Origin of the sequence: Aeromonas enteropelogenes (assembly GCF_020097295.1) — a bacterium.
GTDB classification, from domain to species: Bacteria; Pseudomonadota; Gammaproteobacteria; order Enterobacterales; family Aeromonadaceae; genus Aeromonas; species Aeromonas enteropelogenes.
Genome location: NZ_CP083625.1, coordinates 4299008 through 4321125, shown reverse-complemented (window position 1 = coordinate 4321125; position 22118 = coordinate 4299008). Strand labels below are relative to the sequence as shown.

Sequence of the window (22118 nt, the reverse complement as noted above, 5' to 3'; positions counted from 1 at the left end):
AAAAAGGGCCACCCGGGGTGGCCCTTTTGTTGTGTCGTCACCGCGACTTAATTGAACGCCAGGAAGGGCGATACGCAGAGCAGCAGACCGGTGATGATGATGATGTAGAGGGAAGTGCCCTTGTACTTGTGCAGCGCCGGCACCTGATAGACCAGATAAGCCGGGATGAGGCAGCCCACCATGCCGAAGATGGGGCTGCAGATGGAGGTAAAACTCAGCACGGGGGCGTTGAGCACGATGGCGCCCCAGGAGAGCATGACGGTAAACACCATGATCCCTTTGCCTACCAGATCCCGGTTGATGCGCTCATCGGGCATGACGCGGCGCAGCAGGTTCATGGTCAGCCCCTGGCAGGCTTCCCGAAAACCGAGATAGACGCCGAAGTAGGCGGTCATTACCGCGAAGATGTTGAGGGTCAGGCTCAAGAGTTTGAGGGTCTGGCCCGGCACGCCCTGTGCCACCATAGCCAGCGCCGAGATGTTCTCCTCGGAGGCTTTGACCGCCTGCTCGTGGCCCATGGCCAGGGTGAAGGAGATGGCGTAGAAGAAGACCACCACGAACAGGATGCCGAAGGCGATGTTCATGGCACGCATGGCCTTGAAGCGGGCCACCTCCAGGGATTTTTCCCGCGAACGGTAGGAGATCACCATGGGGCTCAGGCTTTGGATAAAGAGGATGGAGGTCAGGGTGAAGGGGAGCATGATGACGGCATCCTTCATCCAGTGACCGACGGTGGGCATGGCGGTGATATTGGCCGCATCCCATTTGTCCACCATCATCAGACCGAGCAGGGCTACCACGCTGATCTTGGTCAGTACCATGAAGCTGGAGATCTTGAACAAGAGGTTCTCGCCGCGGGATGCCAGCGCCACCAGGGCGCAGATCAGGACCAGACCGTAGAGCGGGTTTTTCGAGAGCAGGGTGTCGGTGATGCCGAAGCTATGGAGGAAGGAGGCGCTGTCATTGGTGATGGCGGTGGAGTAGACAAACACCCAGATCACCAGCATCACGAAGTAGAGGGCGCCAAGCAGCATGCCCCAGTTTTTGCCCAGGTAACCCGTGATGACGCTGGGGTAATCCTTGCACTCGGGGGAGGTGGCCAGGGTATTGATGAAGAGGCGCTGGAACATGTACATGGCCGGGTAACCGATCACCGCCGACAGCAGGAAGACCCACAACCCCATCAGCCCCACCTGCACCGGCAGGAAGACGATCCCCGCCCCGATGGCCATGCCGATGCTCATGATGATCCAGCCCCAGTCGGTGCTGTCAAAACGAACCGCCTCTTTCCATTCCAGTGTGCCCATCAGCGGGCCCTTGTGTATTGCGCTACCCGTGCCCGTGGCGGGCTGGGTGGTTGCCGTTGTGTACATATCTAGAGTCCCTTGTTTTTGTAATGGCAATGAATTTGGTACAAATATAGTTGAATAAAAAGTTGGCAGACAATGCTCTTTTATCCAAAGAAGGAGGTCGATCACGCTTTTTGTTTACAATAAAACGGAATTTATGACTACATCTTTAGTTTTTAGTTGAATAACTCAATTAATAAGCAAATAATGTTGAGTGAAAGCAAAACAATGTTTGCAAAAATAATTGCATATTAAGGAGTGGCGATATGAAGAAACAGGTCATAGTGGCGAATGCCGCACCCGATGCCATCGGCCCCTACAGCCATGGCACTGCCTATGGCGATCTCATCTTTACCTCCGGTCAGTTGCCGGTCTGCAAGCAGCAAGGGGGCGTGGTGGAAGGGGGCATCACGGCCCAGAGCCAGCAGGCGCTGGAAAACCTGAAATCCGTGCTGGAGGCGGGTGGCGGCTCGCTCGATACCGTGCTCAAGACCACCTGTTACCTGGCGGAGATCAGCGATTTTGCCGCATTCAACGCGGTTTATAAACGCTATTTCCAGCAGGATTGTCCGGCGCGCAGCTGTTTCGCGGTGAAAGATCTGCCCATGGGAGTCAGGGTGGAAGTCGAAGCCATCGCCCATATCGCCCGTTAATGCACACAGAAAGGTTCTCGCAATGAAACAAGCATGGCAGCAGTATCTGAAGATTATTCAACAGGTTGTCAAACCGGCGCTGGGCTGTACCGAACCCATCGCCGCCGCTTATGCCGCGGCCGTCGCCGCCCGGGCGCTGGGGTGTGAGCCCGAGCGTCTGGCGGTGGTGGTCTCGGACAATCTCTACAAGAATTCGATGGGCGTCTATGTGCCCGGCACCGGCAAGATAGGGCTGGCCATCGCCGCGGCCGCCGGCGCCATCGGCGGCAAGGCTGATGCCGGGCTCGAGGTGCTGGCTGCCATCACCCCGGAGCAGGTGGCCCGTGCCCAGGCCCTGATCGACGAAGGGGCCGTGCTGGTCAGTCGCACCGAGGCCCCTGAGTTCATCTACTGCCGGGTGACAGTGTCCGGTCATGATGAGCAGGGTGAGGAGCACAGCGCCGAGGTGACCCTGTGCGGGGGGCATACCCGTATCGTCGAGCAGCGTCGGGATGGGGAGATCACCTTCGCGGCGGACCCGGCCCAGAGTGGTGCCACCGGGGCCATTTGCGACGGAGTCGACATCAGCATCGCCGCCATCCACGAATTCGCCACCCAGGTGGAGTTCGAGCAGATCCGCTTCATCCTCCAGGCCTCCGAACTCAACGGCAGGCTCTCCGACGAGGGGATGAGCAATCCCTATGGTCTCGAGATCGGGCGCACCATGCAGCAGAACATCCAGGCCGGCCTCATCGGCGAGGATGTGATGAACCGCATCGTGATGCGCACCGCCGCCGCCTCCGACGCCCGCATGGGGGGCGCCAGCCTGCCCGCGATGAGCAACTTCGGCAGCGGCAATCAGGGTATTGCCGCCACCATTCCCGTGGTGGTGATCGCCGAGCGCTATGGCGCAAGCGAAGAGCAGCTGGCTCGCGCCCTCATCATGAGCCACCTGGGCGCCATCTATATCAAATCCCACTATCCGCCGCTGTCGGCATTTTGCGGCAACACGGTCACCAGTGCCGCCGCCGCCATGGCCATGGTCTATCTGGCGGGGGGGAGCTTAGAGCAATCCTGTCATGCCATCCAGAACGTGCTGAGCGACAGCGCCGGCATGGTGTGTGACGGGGCGAAAGCCTCCTGCGCCATGAAGGTGAGTACTTCCTCCAGTGCGGCGGTGCGCGGCTTCCTGATGGCCCTCAACAGCCACTCGGTTTCGGGGCAGGGGATCGTCGCAGGCAACGTGGAACAAACCATCCGCAACGTCGGTCAGATGGTCAAGGACGGCATGGCTGCCACAGACAGCACCATTATTGATATCATGTCCGCCTGAGTGTCCCTGTCGGCTGCTGCCCGGCGCCCCGAGTCCGGCGCAGCAGCCCCTGCATTAAGGTCCCAATGTGAAGCTGCAAGAGTTGAGTCCGAGTGATTTCGAGATCCTCAAGGCGATGGAAAACATAGTGGATGGCATCGCCACCATGTATGGCCAGCATACGGAGGTATTGCTCCACAGTCTGGATGCGCGCAACCCCTCGATCATCAAGATTGCCAACGGCCATATCACGGGCCGCAGTGTCGGTGCCCCCATCACCAACCTGGCGCTGATGAAGCTCAAGAGCGGGCAGGATATCTCCAGCCCCTACCTGACCAAGTGCGCCACCGGCAAGACGCTGCGCTCCCTCACCACCATCATTCGCAATGGCGAGCACCAGCCGATCGGCATGCTGTGCATCAACACCGACATGGATGCCCCGCTGCAATCCGTGCTGCGGGCCATGATGCCGGAGTGCATGCACACCCACGAGCATTCCACCACCCCCGAGGTGTTCGCCCGCAACATCGACGAGGCCCTCAACAGCACCATCGACACCATCAGCAGCGAGGTGCGTGGCAACGAGGCGGTACCGCCATCCCAGAAGACCCGGGTCATCGTCAACCAGCTGCACGACATGGGGATCTTCGAGCTCAAAGACAGCGCCCAGATCGCCGCCCGCCAGCTTGGCATCTCGGTGCACTCCATCTACCGCTACCTGCGGGAGATCAAGAAGGGGTAATCTGGGTCCACAACGTCAAAAGTGGCCGCGTGACATCCCGAAAGGGTTTTCCCTTGCTTTCAACGAGCGCTTTTTATGCAACGTATTCTGTTTGTTGAGGATGACCCCGAGATTGGCGAGCTGATCAGCAACTGGCTCGGACGTCATGAGATGGAGGTGATCCTGGAGAGCAGGGGAGACAGGGCGCTGGCCAGATTCGAGGCCGAACGGCCTGATCTGGTGCTGCTCGATATCATGTTGCCGGGGCTCGATGGCATGTCCCTGTGCAGGGCATTGCGACCGCGCTTTGGCGGCCCTATCGTCATGCTTACCTCCCTCGACAGCGACATGAACCAGATCCTGAGCCTGGAGCTGGGGGCGAACGACTATATCCTCAAGACCACGCCCCCGTCCGTGCTGCTGGCCAGGTTGCGGGTGCAGTTTCGACAGCACCAGCAGGCGCCGCAGCCGGTGGCGGTGACCTCGGCGCCCCAGGCCCTGCAATTTGGCCGTCTGTGCGTCGATGGGGCGGGGCGGGATGTGCGGCTCGATGGTCAGAGCATTGCCCTCTCCACCGCCGATTTCGATCTGTTGTGGGAGCTGGCCTGCCACGCCGGCCAGATCCTGGGGCGGGAAGCCCTGTTCCAAAGCCTGCGAGGCCGGGAGTATGACGGGCTGGATCGCAGCATGGATGTCGCCATCTCCCGCTTGCGGCGCCGGCTCGGCGATGACACCAATAACCCGGTGCGCATCAAGACGGTCCGCCAGAAAGGCTATCTGTTCGTGCCCCATGCCTGGGAATAACCGGGAGCAGCAAGGAGCATCATGCGCCGCCTCTTTATCCAGTTTTATCTGTTGCTGATGGGCTGCTTCACCCTGGCAATCTTGCTGGTGGGCATGGTCTATCAGGTCACCGCCGAGCGAGCGGGGGATCGCTATCTGGAGCGGATGATGCAAGGCTCTCTGGGCCTGTTGACGGGGGAGCTGGCCAAGCTCTCCCCCGAACTCTGGCCGGAGCGCCTGCGGCTGCAGAGCCGTCAGCTCACCCTGCCGCTCAAGGTCGGGGCGCTGGCACAGCAACCGCTGGCACGGGAGGATCAGGCCTTTCTTGCCGCGGGCAATATCGTGATCGTCGAAGAAGATGACACCTTCTTGCAGCGCATCCCGGGTACCGAACAGGTGCTGATCGTCGGCCCCGTGCCCTATCTCTCTTATCTTCATGAACTTCACTGGGTTGATGTGGGGTTGCTGCTGCTGATCGGGCTCTCCCTCGGGGTGCCCATCCTGCTCTGGCTGCGTCCCCACTGGCGCGGTTTGCAACAGCTGGAACGCACGGCCCGTCTGGTTGGCGACGGCGATCTCTCCCGTCGCACCAATCTGCCGGCGGGGAGCAGCCTGGCAAGGGTGGGGCGAACCTTCGATGAGATGGCCGCCCAGCTGCAGGCCATGCTGGCCAGTCGCAAGCAACTGACCGATGCCATCGCCCATGAGTTGCGTACCCCGCTGGTCAGGTTGCGCTATCGCCTTGCGATGCTGGAGCAACAGCCAGCCGCGCCGGATCAGCAGGCACTGGAGCGTGATCTGGGGGCGCTGGATGCCCTGATCGAGGAGATGCTCACCTACGCCAGGCTGGACAGGCCCGAGATGCCGCTGCAGCGCGACGAGATTGAGCTGGGTGCGTGGGCACGGCAGCACAGCACCGACTGGCAGGCGCTGCAGCACGATAAAGAGCTGGTTTTCGAGCTTCAGCCCATCGACATGCCCTGGTGCGGCGATCAACGGCTGCTGGCCCGTGCCGTGGAGAATCTCATCGGCAATGCCCTGCGCTATGCCGAGCACAGGGTCGTCTTCACCGTCTCGCGTTTGCAGGATCGTTACCTGCTGGAGGTGAGCGACGACGGGCCCGGTATCGATCCGCAGCTGGCCCCGCAAATCTTCGAGCCGTTTGTCAGGTTGGACAAGAGCCGTGACCGCCGCACCGGCGGCAGCGGCCTCGGGCTGGCCATAGTGCGCAGCATAGCCCGCCATCACGGGGGAGAGGTGGCCCTGCTGCCCGGTGACGGCGGTGCCCGTTTCTGCCTCACCCTGCCTGTACATTTGGATACAAACCGTCACCAACCACTCACGGAAGCGCGGCCGCCCTCCCTTTAGGATGAAGTCATGGAGAAGGCTCCATGACACCCACCTGAATAAGGAAAATGAAGATGAAAAAGATCATTCCCCTGACCCTGGCCGCCGTTTTCGCCCTCACCTCCGGTTTTACCATGGCTGCCACCCCGACCAAGTCTGCTGCGCCGCAAACCACCCAGACCAAGGTGGTGAAAAAACACCATAAAGCAGCTCATGCCAAGGCGCCGGCCGTCAAGGTAGCCCCGACCACCAAATAATCGCCCCCTGCCGGCGCGATAAAACACAAAAGGGAGGCTGATGCCTCCCTTTGATGTTGTTAGTCCCGATAACTGCCGTTCGATTGAGTTGTGAGCAAGGGGTCTGCGAGTTGCGCTTCATTTCATCCGCGAGGGTTCTGTTTTGGGTAGCAGGTAGCCTGCGAGATGCCCGTTTTTGCCGCAGTTCAACACATCAGAGCACCTAATCCCGGCAAGATGAGGTATCTTATGCCCCGATTTCATCCATCAAACGGATAAGAGACAACACATGATCATCAAACCCAAGGTTCGCGGCTTTATCTGCACCACCACTCACCCGGTCGGGTGCGAAGCCAATGTTCGTCGTCAGATTGCCTATACCCAGGCCAAGGGCACCATCGAGAATGGTCCCAAGAAGGTGCTGGTGATCGGCGCCTCCACCGGTTATGGCCTGGCGTCCCGCATTGCCGCCGCCTTTGGCTCCGGCGCCGCCACCCTCGGCGTCTTCTTCGAAAAAGCCGGCACCGAGACCAAGCCGGGCACCGCCGGCTGGTACAACTCCGCCGCCTTTGACAAGGCCGCCAAGGAAGCTGGCCTGTATGCGAAAAGCGTCAACGGCGATGCCTTCTCCAACGAGTGCCGTGCCAAGGTGATCGAACTCATCAAGCAGGATCTGGGTCAGGTTGACCTGGTGGTCTACTCCCTGGCCTCTCCGGTGCGCAAGATGCCGGAAACCGGCGAAGTGGTACGCTCTGCCCTCAAACCCATCGGCGAGGTTTACACCACCACCGCCATCGACACCAACAAGGATCAGATCATCACCGCCACCGTCGAGCCGGCGAATGAGGAAGAGATCCAGAACACCATCACCGTCATGGGTGGTCAGGATTGGGAGCTGTGGATTGCTGCCCTGCGCGATGCGGGCGTGCTGGCTGACGGCGCCAAGTCCGTGGCCTACTCCTACATCGGTACCGATCTGACCTGGCCCATCTACTGGCATGGCACCCTGGGCCGCGCCAAGGAAGATCTGGACCGCGCCGCCGCCGCCATCCGTGGCGATCTGGCTGCCAAGGGCGGCACCGCCCACGTGGCCGTGCTGAAATCCGTGGTGACCCAGGCATCAAGCGCCATTCCTGTGATGCCGCTCTATATCTCCATGGCGTTCAAGATCATGAAGGAGAAGGGCATTCACGAGGGTTGCATGGAGCAGGTGGATCGCATGATGCGCACCCGTCTGTATGGTGCCGATCTGGCGCTGGACGAACAGGCCCGCATCCGCATGGATGACTGGGAGCTGCGTGAAGATGTGCAGCAGACCTGCCGCGATCTGTGGCCGTCCATCACCAGCGAGAACCTCTCCGATCTGACCGATTACACCGGCTACAAACAGGAGTTCCTGCGCCTGTTCGGTTTCGGTCTGGACGAGGTGGATTACGATGCGGATGTGAACCCGGACGTGCAGTTCGACGTGGTCGAGCTGTAAACCGGTTGTTCGTGAAAACAGGGCCCTGCGGGGCCCTGTTTTTTTATGGCCGTCTACCGGTTTTATCGAATCAGTACGAGTCCTTTTTGATGGTGTGCCCAGATGCCTGTGAGTTAGGTTGCAAAATGGTGTGGCGGCCTCTTTCGCCGCCATCGCCGCGGTGCTATTACTGCTGGTAATCTTTGTTATAACTCGGTTTTTTGCAAAAAACGGACGGTGTTCCGGCGTGTCACGGATGACGGCAAGATCTGGATTGAGCCGGTTGACCCAATCCCGTGACAGGGCGTGACCATCATGATGGGACCTGGCGGTCAATAGGGAGAAGTTATGGGGCATAGAGGGATGATCAGGCTGGCAGGGATGCTGCTGGCCCTGCTCACGGTCAATAGCGGGTGGGCGGCGGAGCCGAGGCTGGAGCCGACCGAGCAGGAGCGGGCCCAGACCCTGACCCTGTTTCACGAGCCCATCGTGATGCTGCAAGCGAAATTCGGCCGCCTGGACGGGGCGGCCCGGGTGCGGATCGTCAAGGAGCGGGTGCAACAGTTGCAGCCCGAGGATTTGACCCATCCTGTGACCGTGGTCAGCTCGACCCGACTCGGCCAGGAGGCGAGGGAGTTCAGGATCCATGACAAGCACCTGCTGGTGCTGCTGGAAAAGGATCTGGAGTGGCTCGATGAGCTGACCCTGGATCAGGCTGCCGAGCGGGTGCGGGTGAGGCTGGAGAATGTGCGGATCAAGGTGCTGGAGCTGCACTCCAACGCCTATCTGATCAAGGCTGCGGGCAAGACGGTGCTGGTGACCCTGATTTTTCTGGTGGTGGTCCAGCTGCTGCGGCGGGGTCACCTGCGGGCGCGCCGCTGGTTTGCCAACAACCTGCTGCAGCAAAAGGGGCTGATCCCCCATCAATGGCGTCAGGTGCTCGGCAATCTGGAGATCCGCGTCATCGGCGTATTCACCTTGCTGGTGATCCTGCTGCTCACCTATGGCTGGCTCACCTATGTGCTGGGGCTGTTCCCGCATACCCGGGTCTGGAGCGAGCAGTTGGGCTCCTCCCTGCTGGGGCTGTGCAGCGACATCCTGAGCGGGATCATCGCCGCCATGCCAGGGCTTGCGACCGTGCTGGTCATCTTCGTGCTGACCAAGCTCTTCATCCGCATGCTGGCCGTCATCTTCGAGCGCATCGAGCGTGGCCAGTTCCGGGTGCAGGGGTTGCACTCCGAAACGATTGGGGCGACCCGCCGTCTGCTCTCCGTGGTGATCTGGCTGTTTGCCCTGACCGTCGCCTACCCTTATCTGCCGGGGGCGGATTCGGACGCCTTCAAGGGGGTGAGCGTCTTCTTCGGTCTGATGGTGACCCTGGGTTCGGCCGGGATCATGAACCATGCCATGAGTGGCCTGGTACTGATCTACTCGCGGGCCTTGCGGCCGGGGGATCTGGTGCAGATTGGGGAGGTGGAAGGGGTCGTTACCGAGCTGAGCGCCCTCTCGACCAAGCTGGTGACCCGCCATGATCACGAGGTGACTCTGCCCAACGCCGTGGTGGTAGGGGGCAAGGTGACCAACCTGAGCCGGCTGTCGAGCGACAAGGGTATTGCCCTGCTCACCAAGGTCACCATCGGCTATGACACTCCCTGGCGCCAGGTGCACGCCATGCTGGAGCTGGCGGCCAGGCGCAGCCAGTTGATCAATCAGGAGGAGGCACCTCTGGTGCGCCAGCTCAATCTGCAGGACTGGTATGTGGAGTACGAGCTACAGGTGCGGATGAAAGAGGGGCTGTTGCCCGGCCCGGTCAGAACCGAGCTGCACGGCCACATCCAGGATGTGTTCAACGAGTTCGGGGTGCAGATCATGTCCCCCAATTTCGTCGCACAGCCGGAACAAGCGGTGCTGGTGCCCCGGGAGAATTGGTATCAGGCCCCTGCAGTGCCGCCCGCCGAGGTGGCAACCGGGGAGAAAGGGAAGAAATAACTCACAAAGCGGGCCTCGCAGTGCGAGCCTCCCGCCATAAAAAAATCCGAAGCGGTGCAGGCCGCTTCGGATTTTTTATCTTTGCTCTGCGACCGTGGAGAGGAGGCAGATCAAGGCCTAAGTCGCGTCGCCGTTACTGCTTGTAGTCCTTGAGGAAACGGGCGAGACGACCGATGGCATCCTCCAGCTCCTCTTCCCGGGGCAGGAACACCAGGCGGAAGTGATCCGGCGCCGGCCAATTGAAGCCGGTGCCCTGCACCAGCAAGAGCTTCTCCTGCTGCAGCAGGTCGAACACCATCTTCTGGTCGTCGCGAATGTCATACACCTTGGGATCCAGGCGCGGGAACATGTAGAGCGCCCCCTTGGGCTTGACGCAAGAGACCCCGGGGATCTCGTTCAAAAGCTCCCAGGCCTTGTCGCGCTGGCGGCGCAGGCGGCCGCCCGGCAGGATCAGCTCGTTGATGCTCTGGTAGCCGCCAAGGGCGGTCTGAATGGCATGCTGCATCGGCACATTGGCGCACAGGCGCATGGAGGCCAGCATCTCCAACCCTTCGATATAGCCGCGGGCGCGCCCCTTGGGCCCGGTAATGACCATCCAGCCCTGGCGGAAACCGCAGGCTCGGTAAGCTTTGGAGAGGCCATTGAAGGTCACTACCATCACATCGTCACACAGGGTGCAGACGCTGGTGTGAGAGATGTCGTCGTAGAGGATCTTGTCGTAGATCTCGTCGGCGAAGATGATGAGGTTGTGTTGGCGGGCGATCTCGATCACCTCCAGCAAAAACTCGCTGCCGTAGACGGCGCCGGTCGGGTTGTTGGGGTTGATCAGCACCAGGCCGCGGGTGCGCGGGGTGATGCGGGCACGGATGTCATCGAGATCCGGATACCAGTCGGCCCCTTCGTCACAGCGGTAGTGCACTGCATGGCCACCGGAGAGGGTGACGGCCGCAGTCCACAGCGGGTAGTCGGGGGAGGGCACCAGCATCTCGTCGCCGTTGTTGAGCAACGCCTGCATCGCCATCACGATCAATTCGCTCGCGCCGTTGCCGATGTAGATGTCGTCGATATCGACCTTGCGCATCCCTTTTTGCTGGTAGTACTGCATCACCGCCTTGCGGGCCGAGAAGAGCCCCTTGGAATCGCAGTAGCCCTGGCTCTGGGGCATGTTGAGGATGACATCCTTGATGATCTCTTCCGGTGCATCGAAACCAAACGGCGCCGGGTTGCCGATGTTGAGCTTGAGGATGCGGTGTCCTTCGTCTTCGAGACGGCGAGCCTCTTTATGCACCGGGCCGCGGATGTCATAGCAGACATCGTCGAGCTTGTGCGACTTGTCGATAGTGAACATGGTGACTGTGATTCCTTCCCCGTGGGGACGCGTTGGCGAAAAAGGCGGTTTTTAGTATCAAATTTCCCTTCCCCTATTCTTCACAGAATTGAATGCTAGAACAATCTTCTTTTTAGTAGAAATCCCTGATTTTTAGCTCCAAAACAGGGTTATCAAAAAGTTAAATTCAGCATGATCGTTTGTGTGATATCGGGATCGCCAGTGAAAGATGATGGGTTGATTAACAAAGCTACCTGACTGTGTTGAAATTATCACGCTCTCTGGCACGATTGGCTTGCGGAAAAATTCGTCTTCCACTCCCCGTTTTTGACAGCAAACCGGCGGGATGGCGTGAGCCAGCCCATGCTCGCCTGTGTCATCGTTTCATCTCGTTCAATCCCAGGAGGGATCTCCATGCATGCACCCGTACCCGGCCGTTATCGTCACTTCAAGGGGGGGCTTTACCAAGTCCTCACCCTGGCCTTGCACACTGAAACCGGGGAGCAGCTGGTGATCTATCGCTCCGAGCAGGATGGCGAGGTCTATGCCCGTCCCGTGGCCATGTTCATGGAGTGGATTGAACATCAGGGAGAGGTGGTGAGCCGCTTCACACCGGTCGGGGAGTGAGGGGGAAGCGCGTCCCCGGAGGTGGGCAAGCGGTTTGATGGAGTCAAAATGGTCATAAGTTGTCGCATGAAACTTATCCTCATGAGGCTGGCACTTCGCGGCACTACTGATAAATGCCTTATCTAATCAATGTTTTGTGATATTGGTCGCAAATTTTGAACATCCCGGGCAGGGTTCGCATCCCGGATTCACACTCCCATAATGTCGCACCTGTTAAATCGTGGGCTCTGTACGGAGCTTTTTAGTGTCACATTATGGGGAGAAATCGCGTGAGACCTGTTGCTGCCGAGTTTATTGGAACCTTCTGGCTGGTGCTGGGAGGATGTGGAAGCGCCGTATTGGCGGCGGCCTTTCCGGATGTCGGGATCGGTCTGCTGGGAGTCGCCCTGGCCTTCGGTCTGACGGTACTGACCATGGCTTTTGCCATCGGCCATATCTCGGGTTGTCACCTCAACCCGGCGGTCACCGTGGGATTGTGGGCGGGTGGCCGTTTCCCGGCGACCGGGGTCGTGCCTTACATCGTGGCCCAGGTGCTGGGCGGCATTGTTGCAGCCGGCGTGCTCTATGTGATTGCCAGCGGCCAGGCCGGATTTGATCTCTCCGCCGGGTTTGCCTCCAACGGGTATGGTGAGCACTCGCCGGGTGGCTACACCCTGATGGCAGCGCTGGTGTGCGAAGTGGTGATGACGGCTGTCTTCCTGTTCGTCATCATGGGGGCGACCGATAGCCGCGCGCCAGCCGGTTTTGCACCGATCGCCATCGGCCTGTGCCTGACCCTGATCCACCTCATCAGCATTCCGGTGACCAACACCTCGGTCAACCCGGCCCGCAGTACCGGTGTGGCGCTGTTTGTCGGCGACTGGGCGACCAGTCAACTGTGGCTGTTCTGGGTTGCGCCGATTGTCGGAGGCATTCTGGGGGCACTGGCCTATCGTCTGGTGGCTGACGAGCAGAAGTAAGCGCTCGCCATAACATGTGTGGTCTCGACACGCCTGCGGGCGTGTTTTTTGTTTTTGCAGGGTTGGTGAGAACGAGAAACGACGAGGACTAGAGCCCCTTGGCCTGCAGCATCTCTTTATAGCGCTGGTGCAACAGCTGGACGCGTTCTACATAGGCCCGGGTTTCGGCATAGGGGGGGATCCCGCCATGCTTTTGCACGGCGCCCGCGCCGGCGTTGTAGGCGGCCGTCGCCAGTGCCACGTTGCCATCGTACAGTTTGAGCAGCCCCGCCAGGTATTTCACCCCGCCAAAGATGTTCTGCTCCGCCAGCAAGGCGTTGCCAACCCCGAGCTCCCGCGCGGTGGCAGGCATCAGCTGGGTCAGCCCCATGGCCCCCTTGCGGGAGATGGCCAGCGGGTTGAAGGCGGATTCGGCATGGATCAGGGCACGGATCAGGGCTGGCTCCACCTGATAGGCCTTGGCGGCTGCCTTGATGGTGCTGGCATAGTCGTAGAGAAACAGTCCCGTGGTCTGCCAGTTGACGCGAGAGTCGGGATTGCAGGCGAAGCAGTCATTGAACAGCAGCAACTCATAATGGCCCTGCTCCGGGATCATGTCGGAGTAGCGGGTTACCCCGTTTTGCTGCACCGATTTATAGACATGGATCTGCTTGCTGCCGGCGGGAGGGGCCGGTTGGGGGGCGGGTTCCACTTGTGCGACGGGCTGTGGCTCGGAGGTCACAAAGACCACTTCTGCCGGGAGAGGTGTCTGGCTCCAGCCCGGGATGGGGATCAACAGTAGATGGCTCGCCAGCATCCATGCTTTCAAGTGCGTGCTCCTTGTCGTGTACAACTGCTTGAGTAAAGCATCATGGCCAGATCGGGACAAGCGCTGAACGGCAGGCCGGGGCCGATTGGGTGAGGAGGGTCACAGCCTGTGACACCGGATGGGGCAGAGGAGCGGCTTTGCCCGCACCGGTGCTTTTTTGTCGCTGGCAGGCGTGCTATCTTGCTGGGTCAATCTGGTCGGATTAGTCCACAATATCTGACATTACCAATTGATTAGCAAAGGATTTGTTTGTGACTCGCACGCCGGCAATGGAGCTTACCTTCGAAGAGTATTGCGACGCCGACCTCTCTCTTATCAGGGATTATTACGAAACGACCTTTTCCCACTATGTGCCGGATCTGGCCGAGCGGATCTTTGTCGTGCGTGATGCTCACTGGCTGGTGGGAGCGGTCAGGTTGCGGGACGAAGACGAGTTCTATCACCTGTGCGGGTTTCGCTTGCTGCCTCATTACCAGTCCCTGGGGCTGGGTTCGCGGCTGCTGCAGTATGCCTGCGACGGCCTGGCTGACAAGCCGGTGGTGTGCCAGGCACTGCCCTTCGAGAAACCCTTTTACCTCAAGGCCGGCTTTGTCGATATGCGGCTCGATCGTCTGAGAGGCGCCCTTCACTCCCTCTATGAGCGGCAGTTGCAGCAGGGTTATCAGGTGGAGTTGCTGGTGCGACAGAGCGCACCAGCAGAGATGGGCTGGTTAGCGGGGATTAGTCAGCAGGTGGATTTTGCCCGGTGACAGCTCCACCCCCAGCAGGTTCTCCTTGAGCCAGGCCTGCTGCGGATCCTTGTCGTCAAGCCGATAGACGGGCTGGGTCTCCAGGCGTTTTTCCATGCTCTGCAGCAGCATGCCGAGCATGAGTCCGAATTTTTGCTGGGCGGCTTCCGGCTCCAGCTTGTACTCCACCAGCTTCATATTGTCGAGAAACAGGGCACTCTGGCTCTTGTCGTAGCGGGGCCTCGCCTCGTAGGTCATCTGCAGGCTGGCGTCATATTCGGTGTTGTCCGGCAGCGCTATTTTCAGCTTCCCCTTGCCATAGACACGGGCGGTATCCGGCTGCTGGCGACCGATCTGGACGTCGCTCTGCTCCAGCAGTACATGGGCCTTGATGATGCCGGGCAGTTCCAGTTGTTTGTCGACCTTGACCTGGGATTGCAGGTACTGGTTTATCTGTTGTTCATTGATGTCATATGAGCCTTGACCTAGCATGGCCAGGCTGAGCAGCATAGATTGCAGGATCATGGATGAGACCTGATTGAATGGATGTGCCCTACAGCATACCATTCTGGCCTGATGGGGTCTGCCCACCGTTCTGTTTGTCGATTAGAAGAGGAGTTCCCGTTGTTTAACGGTCTGGAACACGATCTCCAACTGCTGTTTTCCCGTTTTCTGGGTTGGCTGCTGCTGTTATTTCACACCGTCATCGTGGCCGGTGTGTCGCTTAGGGTGGTGATGAAGCGTCGTCCCATCGGGGTGTCGCTGGCCTGGCTGGCCCTCATTTATGCCATCCCGTTTGCCGGGGTGGGGTTCTACGTCCTGTTTGGCGAGATCCGGCTCGGCCGTCGCCGCGCCGAGCGTGCTCAGGCCATGTACCGCCCTTATGCCATCTGGATCCGTCAGCTGGCCCGTCTGTTTCCCCAGCACTGCTGCGAGGTGGGGGCCAAGGCCCAGCCGCTTCATGATCTGATCCAGGGCCGCCTGGCCATGCCTATGCTCTCCGGCAACCGCATGACCTTGCTCAACAAACCGGACTGGATCCTGCGGGAGATCGCCCAGGATATCCGCCGCTCTACGCTCTCCTGCTATCTGGAGTTCTATATCTGGCACCCTGGTGGCGATGCTGACATGGTGTGCGAGGCCCTGATGGAAGTGGCACAGCGCGGTGTGGATTGTCGTTTGCTGCTCGACTCGGTGGGCAGCTCGCAGTTTTTCCGCTCCCCCTGGCCCAAGAAGCTGCGCAAGGCGGGGGTCAAGCTGGTGGAGGTGTTGCCCGTCGGTGCCTGGCGCATTCCGTTCCAGCGCCAGGATCTGCGGATGCACCGCAAGCTGGTGGTGATCGACGACAGGGTTGGCTACACCGGCTCCATGAACATGGTGGATCCCCGTTTCTTCAAGCAGGATGCCGGGGTCGGCCAGTGGGTCGACATCATGATCCGGGTGCAGGGACCCATGGTGCCCCTGATGTGGTCCATCTTCGTCTGGGACTGGGAGATGGAGACCGGCGAACGCCTGCTCGATAGCCTGCAGCACGAACCCGAAGCCTGGCCCCAGACCGATTATCGCGCCCAGCTGATCCCCTCCGGCCCCTTCGTCGGGGGAGACTGCATCCAGCAGAGCCTGCTGCTGGCCATCTACCAGGCTCATAGTCACCTGGTGCTCACCACCCCCTATTTCGTACCGGACGATCCCCTGGCTGCGGCCCTCAGCTCGGCGGCAGCCCGTGGCGTGCAGGTGCAACTGGTGCTGCCGGCGCGCAACGACTCCATCATGGCCAACTACGCCTGCAATGCCTTTATGGAGGAGCTGCTGGAGGCGGGGGTGGAGATCTATCGCTACGATGCCGGCCTGCTCCACACCAAGAGTGTGCTGGTGGACGATGACTTCGCGCTGGTGGGCACGGTCAACCTGGATCGTCGCAGCCTCTGGCTCAACTTCGAGGTGACCCTGCTGGTGGACAATCCGGCCTTTGTCGCCCAGATGAACCAGCTGGTGCAGGGGTATATGGCGGAAGCCACCCCCATGACCCTGGCCCAGTGGCGTGCCCGTCCCTGGTACAAGAAGGTGATGGAGAATATCTTCTATCTTTTCAGTCCCCTGCTGTGACCAGCATGACGAGCTCTGGCACGGGATTTCCGTTCATTGGGCTTGCCTGGTCGGGAGCTGGCCCCGTAGAGTGCAGTGACAATCCCTGGAGACTCATCAACATATGAAAAAAATAGTGGCCCTGGCCGTCGGCGCGGCACTGGTAGGTGGTGGTTTGGCGGCGTGCTGGTATACCGGCAACAGCTTCGATCGCCTCATGACGGAGCAGATTGCCAAGGTCAAGCATGACAGTGGCCTCGATCTCGCCTGGGTGCCTGGTAGCAGCAATCTGTTCACCCGGGACGGCGTGCTCAAGCTGGTGATCTCGCCCCAGGAGATGGCGGCGTTTGATGGTGGCATGGGTGGCGATCAACCGCTGGAGCTGCAATTTACGGTCAACAGCCGCATCCTGCCGCTCTATATCAAGAGCCATGCCTTGCTCGATACCCGGCAGGGGTCGCTGGCCACTGTATTCAGCGCTCTCAAAATGGAGCAATGGCAGTTCGGCATCGAGTCGTTGAGCAGCCTCTGGACCATGAGCAACAGCAGCCGTTTCTGGGCCAACGAGTTCAAGGTCAAACAGGGGCTGGATGAATTCAGTTTCCTGCCACTCAATGGCGAGTATCACGGGGATCTGGACGGTAACGGCCATATCACCATGAGCTGGCAGGGGATGACGGTGCACGAAGAGCAGAACAAGCTCGATCTGGTGTTGGCAGACATGAAGGGGAGTGCCGATCTGGCCGAGATCAGCGGCATCCTGCTGGCGCCCCAGAGCGAGATGACCCTGGCGGCGCTGACACTGCAACTGCCCGATAGCGCCAGGATTGCCTTGCAAGGGATGAGCACCCAGACCCAGATCAAGGGCAACGATGCCCAGACCCTCTCCAGCACTTATCAGATGAAAATTGCAAAGCTCAATCTGGAGAACGAGTCCGATGCCCTGGCGGTGACTGACGCCTCACTGGCAGTCAGCCTCAATGGCCTGGATCTGGAGGGCTACCAGGGGCTGCAGGCAGCCGGTGGCCAGGGGATCGACGAAGTGGCGGTCCAGCAGGCACTGGACAAGATGCTCAAACGTGGTGCCAGCCTAGAGCTGACGGATCTGAGTGCCAAGCTCAATGGCGAGCCCGTCACCATGAAGGGGGAGGCGACCCTGGCCCCGACCTCGCTGGAGCAACTGTTCAACAGCGAACAAGGAATGCAGGCGCTGACCGGGGTGCTGCACGCCAGCCTTGGCGACAAGCTGGGCAAGGCGGTACCACAGCTGGCACCTATGCTCGATCAGTTGACCCTGATGGGTTATCTGAAGGCGCAGCCGCCTCACCTCAACGCCGAGCTCAAGCTCACCAAAGAGGGCGTGACGGTCAACGAGCTGCCGCTCTGACATCGCCGTAATACAACAAAGGCTCCCTTGGGAGCCTTTGTTGTTTGAGGTGGCATTACTTGAACACCACCGTCTTGTTGCCGTAGACGAACACCCGCTCGTGCAAGACCAGCTCCAGGGCGCGGCTCAGTACCGACTTTTCCACATCCCGTCCGGCCTTGGCCATGTCATCGGCGGTGAAGGTGTGATCCACGTGGATCACGTCCTGCTCGACGATGGGGCCTTCATCCAGATCGTCGGTAACGAAATGGGCGGTGGCGCCGATCAGCTTGACTCCGCGATCGAATGCCTGGCGATAGGGGCGGGCACCGATGAAGGCGGGCAGGAAGGAGTGGTGGATGTTGATGAGTTTGCGCGGGTAGGCGGCGACAAAGCTTGGGGTCAGTACCCGCATGTATTTGGCCAGGATCACGTAATCGGGATCATAGCTGTCGATGATGGCGCGCACCTGCTCCTCGTGCTCGGTGCGGCTCAGCTCGTCGTGGCTGACGGTATGAAACGGGATATCGAACTTGCCGGTAAGCTCGGCCAGGGTGTCGTAGTTGCCGATGACGGCGACTATGTCCATGTCCAGCGCGCCGGCGTAGTTCTTCATCAGGATATCGCCGAGGCAGTGAGCCTCCTTGGTCACCAGGATGACGATGCGTTTCTTGCCAGCCTTGACCAGGCGGCGCAGGGCACCAATCGGCAATGCATCATCGAGGTCGGCCAGCAGGGTCTCGTCGTTGAAACGCCCCTCCAGCTCGGTGCGCATGAAGAAACGGCCATTCTCGTGGTCAACGAACTCATCGTTCTTGATGATATTGAGCTGATGCTTGTAGCAGATGTTGGTGATCTTGGCGATGAGGCCCTTGGCGTCCGGGCAGTCCGTCAACAGTATTTTCTTTTCCATCTCTGTCATTTTCCGTTTGTGGTGTTGGCGCCTGTCGGGCTGCGCAGGCGGCGCGTTTTTTCAGGCACTATGCCACAAACAAATTGAGGCCATAAAGAAATTCGGCGGCTCGTCATGGTCTTCTGGGTCAGGGCGGTCTGAGTCTGCAACATACGAGTCCTTCCATGGTCGGTTTTCGCGTTGACAGGGATTTGGGCTGGTATCTGCAACCGTTTTTCTTTAGGCTGTCGGGGCTTATTCTCAGGGCGGGGTGAAATTCCCCACCGGCGGTATCCCGATTGACTCGGGGAGCCCGCGAGCGCCCGACCCCGGTTTGACACCGGGTCGGGGTCAGCAGATCCGGTGAGATGCCGGAGCCGACGGTTACAGTCCGGATGAAAGAGGATAAGACAGACTTTTGCAGGCAAGCCCCGCGCGGGCCAGCCGCTGCATGCCTATCTCTGTCTGCCTTTCCGTGCCCTGATTCTGGTCCTTGTCTTGTTTAGGAGTTTTACCATGAATCAGTCTCTACTCAGTGAATTCGGTGATCCCGTTGCCCGTGTCGAAGCAGCGCTCGAGGCCTTGCGTGCCGGTCGTGGCGTTCTGGTTGCCGACGATGAAGATCGGGAGAACGAGGGCGACCTCATTTTCGCCGCGCAGTCCATGACCAACGAACAGATGGCGCTGATGATCCGCGAGTGCTCCGGCATCGTCTGTCTCTGCCTGACCGATGAGCGGGTGCGCCAGCTCGAATTGCCCATGATGGTGGAGGCCAACTCCAGCCACTATCAGACCGCATTCACCGTCACCATCGAGGCGGCGCAAGGGGTCACCACAGGTGTTTCCGCCGCCGATCGCATCACCACCATCCGCGCCGCCATTGCCGATGGCGCCAAGCCGGGGGATCTCCATCGCCCGGGCCATGTCTTCCCGCTGCGGGCCCGCACCGGCGGGGTCTTGACCCGTCGTGGCCACACCGAGGCGACAGTCGATCTGATGCAGCTTGCCGGGCTCAAACCGTTCGGCGTATTGTGTGAGTTGACTCGGGAGGATGGCTCCATGGCGCGGCTGCCGGATCTGGTCACTTTTGGTCGCAAGCATCAGATGCCGGTCTTGACCATCGAGGATTTGGTGCAATATCGCCAATTGTTGTCAGAACAAACCGCCTGAGGCTCATACGAAATTGTAATAAGGGAAGTTTTTGGTTAGTCTTTGTGCGTACCCCGGTTACGTGACACTCATTTTTGGTCGATTCTGGGTAAAAAATGCTCGGTCGAAAAAAAATGAGGGTTTTAATGCATTTATCTGTGCTGGGGGCTATGCAAAGTATGATTTTTTTGTGCCATAATCACGCCGCTTGCTAAACGTCTGGCGAGTTCAAGGGAGCTTTAAAAATGAAAAAATTGTTGTTGGTAGGTGTTGTTGGTCTGTCCGCTCTGCTGGGTGGTTGCGCTAACACCAGCGAACTGGAAACCTCCGTTCAGAATCTGTCTAACAAAGTTGACCAGCTGGCTCAAGATGTTAGCGCAGTTCGTGCTGATCAGTCCAAGATCGCTGCTGATGTTGCTGAAGCCAAGCAAGAAGCTATGCGTGCTAACCAGCGCATCGACAACATGGCTACTTCCTACAAGAAGTAATCCATGCAAAAAAATGGCGCAGCAATGCGCCATTTTTTTATGTCTGAAATTCACCAATTCTTTACCTGACGTTCACTTCCTGACCCATGAGGTCATGCCGGTTTCCCGGCACTCCCCCACGTAATTCCACACGTTATTTCGCGTCTCTCAATAGAGCAGGCTGTAGAGTTTGCGACGATAGTTTTGCGCCGCCGGCGTACTGCCCATGGTCGCCAGAATATCGAGATAAGTTTTTCTGGCATCGCCAAACGCCAGATCCCGCTTGAGAATGCTCAGCAGCAGCCCCAGCGCCTCTTCCTGACGTCCCGCCTGGTTGTATTGCACCGCCAGATCCTGAGCCAGGGCAAAATCATCCGGATGTTCGGCGTAGCGCGCCTCCAGTGCCCGCAGCTCCGGGCTGTCGGCAGCTTGCAGTGCCAGGGCAAGCCGTGAACTCAGGGCCTGGTAGTGACCATCCTGCGCCACCATGGGGATCTGACCGAGGCGCTCCTGCGCTTCATCCAGCAGATTGAGGTCGAGCGCCGCCTGAATGAGCCACAGGCTGATATCGTGACGTTCAGGAGCCAGCTGGTGGGCCTTGCCAAGATGGGCATAGGCGGTGCCGGGCTGCTCGTCGGCCAGCGCCTGCTGGGCCTTGGCCAGCAACTCTTCCTCCTCCTTGGGTGCGAAGGCGGCAAAGTACTGGCGCAGGGTAGCTTCATCCTGCGGGCCTTCGATGATCGCCTGTTCGTCGGGGCGGCCCTGATGGAACAGCACCAGGGCGGGCAGGGCGCGCAGCCCGAGCTGGCTGGCCAGCGGCTGCAGCTGGGGATCGTTCATGTCCACTTTGGCCAGGGTCACCTGCGGGTTGGCAGGGCCGACCAGAGATTCGACCAGCGGGGTCATTCCCTGGCATTCCGGCATCTGCGGCGCATGGAAGTAGATGACGACCGGCTTCTTCATGGAGGCATCGATCAGTTCGGCGTGAAAATTCTGGGGAGTAATGTCGACGATCATGAGTTGGACTCTTCAGAGAGGGTGTTGAACAAGATGGGGCTGATGGCATGGCAATTCAAGCGCTCATCCAGCCGGTAGCAGTGAACCTGGGAATGGCTGGCCGCAATGCTCAACCAGCCGCTGGCAAATGGCCAGTCCTGCACCTGGTAGTGCGTGTCATCCAGCCGGTTGTCGAGACGCCACCCCTCTTCCGGGAGGAAACAGATCTTTTCAAGCCCGGCGGCGATGCCGCCACCATGGGCTTTGAGCACTGCTTCCTTGCGTGACCAGAGCCGGTAAAAGGCACTCTCCTGCTGAGTGTCTGGCAGTTGACTGAGCCAGCTGTATTCGCTCTTGGCATAGAAGCGCCGGGCAAGGGGCAGGGGACTGCGGCGGCGCATGCCCAGCTCGAGATCGACCCCGAGCGGCCCCTGCGCGCTCAGGGCCAGCACCAGCCAGGGACCGCTGTGGCTGAGGTTGAAATGCCAGGCATCATCCTGCAGCCGTGGCTTGCCATGCTCCCCCTGGCCAAAGTGCAATTCACTGGCCGGTTGCTGCAGCCGTTCGGCCAGAAGCTGGCGCAACAGGCCCCGGCTGACCAGGTACTCCTGGCGCCGCGCCGGCAGCGTTATCGAGTGCCAGATATCTCTCTCTTCGGCGGATAACAGGGTGGTCAGCCGGGTGAGCTGGGCTTCATGGATGTCTGCCGGTCTTAACAAAAAAAGATCCGTGGCGGTCATAATTTTTCACTTTAAAAAGGGGCTGAAACAGGGATAAAAGTCAGTTTTCTATGAGGCCCGAGGCCATTTCGGGGATTGTATATTGTTTGTTCATGATCACATTAATTATGAAAAACAACGCATTTACTTGCAAAAATGTGACC

The 22118-nt window shown here is 59.6% G+C and carries 22 protein-coding genes and 1 riboswitch; of the genes, 15 read left to right on the top strand and 7 right to left on the bottom strand.

Translation table 11 applies throughout. From position 1 onward, the window contains the following. Nucleotides 1–47 precede the first annotated feature (47 nt). A complete protein-coding gene (locus tag LA321_RS19880; protein ID WP_223378379.1) occupies nucleotides 48–1373 on the bottom strand; it encodes an amino acid permease in 1326 nt (441 codons plus the stop codon). Nucleotides 1374–1615: 242 nt separating this feature from the next. Here LA321_RS19880 and LA321_RS19875 point away from each other — a divergent pair, with 242 nt between their 5' ends. From LA321_RS19875 to LA321_RS19840, 8 genes are all read left to right on the top strand, one after another. Continuing rightward, nucleotides 1616–2002 carry a Rid family detoxifying hydrolase gene (locus LA321_RS19875; RefSeq protein WP_042027430.1) on the top strand — a complete coding sequence of 129 codons (387 nt, stop codon included), beginning with the start codon at nucleotides 1616–1618 and terminating at the stop codon, nucleotides 2000–2002. 22 nt (nucleotides 2003–2024) lie between these two features. Then, nucleotides 2025–3314, top strand: coding sequence for an L-cysteine desulfidase family protein (locus LA321_RS19870; RefSeq protein ID WP_042072808.1), 1290 nt, complete (start codon nucleotides 2025–2027; stop codon nucleotides 3312–3314). 67 nt (nucleotides 3315–3381) lie between these two features. After that, a complete protein-coding gene (locus LA321_RS19865) occupies nucleotides 3382–4035 on the top strand; it encodes a helix-turn-helix transcriptional regulator (protein ID WP_042072806.1) in 654 nt (217 codons plus the stop codon). Between the two features lie 75 nt (nucleotides 4036–4110). Continuing rightward, the gene (rstA, locus tag LA321_RS19860) at nucleotides 4111–4818 is read left to right on the top strand and encodes a two-component system response regulator RstA (RefSeq protein ID WP_042072804.1); all 708 of its coding nucleotides are present in this window, start codon (nucleotides 4111–4113) and stop codon (nucleotides 4816–4818) included. A 21-nt stretch (nucleotides 4819–4839) separates the two neighbouring features. After that, nucleotides 4840–6165, top strand: a complete 1326-nt coding sequence (gene rstB, locus LA321_RS19855; RefSeq protein ID WP_042072803.1) for a two-component system sensor histidine kinase RstB — start codon at nucleotides 4840–4842, stop codon at nucleotides 6163–6165. A 53-nt stretch (nucleotides 6166–6218) separates the two neighbouring features. After that, nucleotides 6219–6401 (top strand): hypothetical protein, encoded by a 183-nt coding sequence (locus LA321_RS19850; RefSeq protein ID WP_026456445.1) that lies wholly within the window; start codon nucleotides 6219–6221, stop codon nucleotides 6399–6401. 268 nt (nucleotides 6402–6669) lie between these two features. After that, nucleotides 6670–7863: an enoyl-ACP reductase FabV gene (fabV, locus tag LA321_RS19845; RefSeq protein WP_042072802.1), complete on the top strand. Its 1194-nt coding sequence runs from the start codon at nucleotides 6670–6672 to the stop codon at nucleotides 7861–7863. Between the two features lie 327 nt (nucleotides 7864–8190). After that, complete coding sequence (locus LA321_RS19840; RefSeq protein ID WP_082043447.1) at nucleotides 8191–9831, top strand: mechanosensitive ion channel family protein; 1641 nt, start codon at nucleotides 8191–8193, stop codon at nucleotides 9829–9831. Nucleotides 9832–9964: 133 nt separating this feature from the next. On the opposite strand, the gene LA321_RS19835 is transcribed toward LA321_RS19840, so the two are convergent. Next, a complete protein-coding gene (locus LA321_RS19835) occupies nucleotides 9965–11179 on the bottom strand; it encodes a pyridoxal phosphate-dependent aminotransferase (protein WP_042072799.1) in 1215 nt (404 codons plus the stop codon). A 393-nt stretch (nucleotides 11180–11572) separates the two neighbouring features. Between LA321_RS19835 and LA321_RS19830 the strand changes: the two genes are divergently transcribed. Together LA321_RS19830 and aqpZ are read left to right on the top strand one after the other, a co-directional pair. Next, on the top strand, nucleotides 11573–11785 hold the full coding sequence (locus tag LA321_RS19830; protein ID WP_042072798.1) for a DUF1653 domain-containing protein: 213 nt from the start codon (nucleotides 11573–11575) through the stop codon (nucleotides 11783–11785). Between the two features lie 269 nt (nucleotides 11786–12054). Next, a complete protein-coding gene (aqpZ, locus tag LA321_RS19825; RefSeq protein ID WP_042072795.1) occupies nucleotides 12055–12744 on the top strand; it encodes an aquaporin Z in 690 nt (229 codons plus the stop codon). An 88-nt stretch (nucleotides 12745–12832) separates the two neighbouring features. Here aqpZ and LA321_RS19820 read toward each other — a convergent pair whose 3' ends face one another. After that, the gene (locus LA321_RS19820; protein ID WP_042072792.1) at nucleotides 12833–13540 is read right to left on the bottom strand and encodes a lytic transglycosylase domain-containing protein; all 708 of its coding nucleotides are present in this window, start codon (nucleotides 13538–13540) and stop codon (nucleotides 12833–12835) included. A 281-nt stretch (nucleotides 13541–13821) separates the two neighbouring features. Here LA321_RS19820 and LA321_RS19815 point away from each other — a divergent pair, with 281 nt between their 5' ends. Beyond that, nucleotides 13822–14301 carry a GNAT family N-acetyltransferase gene (locus LA321_RS19815; protein ID WP_042027413.1) on the top strand — a complete coding sequence of 160 codons (480 nt, stop codon included), beginning with the start codon at nucleotides 13822–13824 and terminating at the stop codon, nucleotides 14299–14301. Here LA321_RS19815 and LA321_RS19810 read toward each other — a convergent pair. After that, on the bottom strand, nucleotides 14263–14805 hold the full coding sequence (locus LA321_RS19810; protein WP_042072791.1) for a DUF1439 domain-containing protein: 543 nt from the start codon (nucleotides 14803–14805) through the stop codon (nucleotides 14263–14265). The genes LA321_RS19815 and LA321_RS19810 overlap by 39 nt on opposite strands. 99 nt (nucleotides 14806–14904) lie before the next feature. Here LA321_RS19810 and cls point away from each other — a divergent pair, with 99 nt between their 5' ends. Next, nucleotides 14905–16386, top strand: coding sequence for a cardiolipin synthase (gene cls, locus LA321_RS19805; RefSeq protein WP_042072789.1), 1482 nt, complete (start codon nucleotides 14905–14907; stop codon nucleotides 16384–16386). Nucleotides 16387–16489: 103 nt separating this feature from the next. After that, nucleotides 16490–17752, top strand: a complete 1263-nt coding sequence (locus LA321_RS19800) for a DUF945 family protein (protein WP_042072788.1) — start codon at nucleotides 16490–16492, stop codon at nucleotides 17750–17752. Between the two features lie 55 nt (nucleotides 17753–17807). On the opposite strand, the gene purU is transcribed toward LA321_RS19800, so the two are convergent. After that, entirely contained in the window at nucleotides 17808–18644 is an 837-nt protein-coding gene (purU, locus tag LA321_RS19795) for a formyltetrahydrofolate deformylase (protein ID WP_042072786.1), read from the bottom strand. A gap of 232 nt (nucleotides 18645–18876) precedes the next feature. Next, nucleotides 18877–19034: riboswitch (FMN riboswitch) on the top strand. Between the two features lie 105 nt (nucleotides 19035–19139). Here purU and ribB point away from each other — a divergent pair. Further along, entirely contained in the window at nucleotides 19140–19793 is a 654-nt protein-coding gene (gene ribB / locus LA321_RS19790) for a 3,4-dihydroxy-2-butanone-4-phosphate synthase (protein WP_042027402.1), read from the top strand. A gap of 224 nt (nucleotides 19794–20017) precedes the next feature. After that, a complete protein-coding gene (locus LA321_RS19785; RefSeq protein WP_005334342.1) occupies nucleotides 20018–20260 on the top strand; it encodes an Lpp/OprI family alanine-zipper lipoprotein in 243 nt (80 codons plus the stop codon). Nucleotides 20261–20407: 147 nt separating this feature from the next. Here the strand turns inward: LA321_RS19785 and LA321_RS19780 are convergent, their stop codons facing one another. Together LA321_RS19780 and LA321_RS19775 are read right to left on the bottom strand one after the other, a co-directional pair. Beyond that, nucleotides 20408–21256 (bottom strand): tetratricopeptide repeat protein, encoded by an 849-nt coding sequence (locus LA321_RS19780; RefSeq protein WP_042072784.1) that lies wholly within the window; start codon nucleotides 21254–21256, stop codon nucleotides 20408–20410. Next, nucleotides 21253–21975 (bottom strand): 4'-phosphopantetheinyl transferase family protein, encoded by a 723-nt coding sequence (locus LA321_RS19775; protein WP_042072783.1) that lies wholly within the window; start codon nucleotides 21973–21975, stop codon nucleotides 21253–21255. The genes LA321_RS19780 and LA321_RS19775 overlap by 4 nt, the downstream gene beginning before the upstream one ends. Between the last annotated feature and the right edge of the window lie 143 nt (nucleotides 21976–22118).

Bases quoted from the DNA above. Each gene is read 5' to 3' on its own strand.
- LA321_RS19880 (WP_223378379.1), bottom strand. From the start codon at position 1,373: ATGTACACAACGGCAACCACCCAGCCCGCCACGGGCACGGGTAGCGCA.
- LA321_RS19875 (WP_042027430.1), top strand. From the start codon at position 1,616: ATGAAGAAACAGGTCATAGTGGCGAATGCCGCACCCGATGCCATCGGC.
- LA321_RS19870 (WP_042072808.1), top strand. From the start codon at position 2,025: ATGAAACAAGCATGGCAGCAGTATCTGAAGATTATTCAACAGGTTGTC.
- rstA (WP_042072804.1), top strand. From the start codon at position 4,111: ATGCAACGTATTCTGTTTGTTGAGGATGACCCCGAGATTGGCGAGCTG.
- rstB (WP_042072803.1), top strand. From the start codon at position 4,840: ATGCGCCGCCTCTTTATCCAGTTTTATCTGTTGCTGATGGGCTGCTTC.
- LA321_RS19850 (WP_026456445.1), top strand. From the start codon at position 6,219: ATGAAAAAGATCATTCCCCTGACCCTGGCCGCCGTTTTCGCCCTCACC.
- fabV (WP_042072802.1), top strand. From the start codon at position 6,670: ATGATCATCAAACCCAAGGTTCGCGGCTTTATCTGCACCACCACTCAC.
- LA321_RS19840 (WP_082043447.1), top strand. From the start codon at position 8,191: ATGGGGCATAGAGGGATGATCAGGCTGGCAGGGATGCTGCTGGCCCTG.
- LA321_RS19835 (WP_042072799.1), bottom strand. From the start codon at position 11,179: ATGTTCACTATCGACAAGTCGCACAAGCTCGACGATGTCTGCTATGAC.
- LA321_RS19830 (WP_042072798.1), top strand. From the start codon at position 11,573: ATGCATGCACCCGTACCCGGCCGTTATCGTCACTTCAAGGGGGGGCTT.
- LA321_RS19820 (WP_042072792.1), bottom strand. From the start codon at position 13,540: ATGCTGGCGAGCCATCTACTGTTGATCCCCATCCCGGGCTGGAGCCAG.
- LA321_RS19815 (WP_042027413.1), top strand. From the start codon at position 13,822: ATGGAGCTTACCTTCGAAGAGTATTGCGACGCCGACCTCTCTCTTATC.
- LA321_RS19810 (WP_042072791.1), bottom strand. From the start codon at position 14,805: ATGATCCTGCAATCTATGCTGCTCAGCCTGGCCATGCTAGGTCAAGGC.
- LA321_RS19800 (WP_042072788.1), top strand. From the start codon at position 16,490: ATGAAAAAAATAGTGGCCCTGGCCGTCGGCGCGGCACTGGTAGGTGGT.
- purU (WP_042072786.1), bottom strand. From the start codon at position 18,644: ATGGAAAAGAAAATACTGTTGACGGACTGCCCGGACGCCAAGGGCCTC.
- ribB (WP_042027402.1), top strand. From the start codon at position 19,140: ATGAATCAGTCTCTACTCAGTGAATTCGGTGATCCCGTTGCCCGTGTC.
- LA321_RS19785 (WP_005334342.1), top strand. From the start codon at position 20,018: ATGAAAAAATTGTTGTTGGTAGGTGTTGTTGGTCTGTCCGCTCTGCTG.
- LA321_RS19780 (WP_042072784.1), bottom strand. From the start codon at position 21,256: ATGATCGTCGACATTACTCCCCAGAATTTTCACGCCGAACTGATCGAT.
- LA321_RS19775 (WP_042072783.1), bottom strand. From the start codon at position 21,975: ATGACCGCCACGGATCTTTTTTTGTTAAGACCGGCAGACATCCATGAA.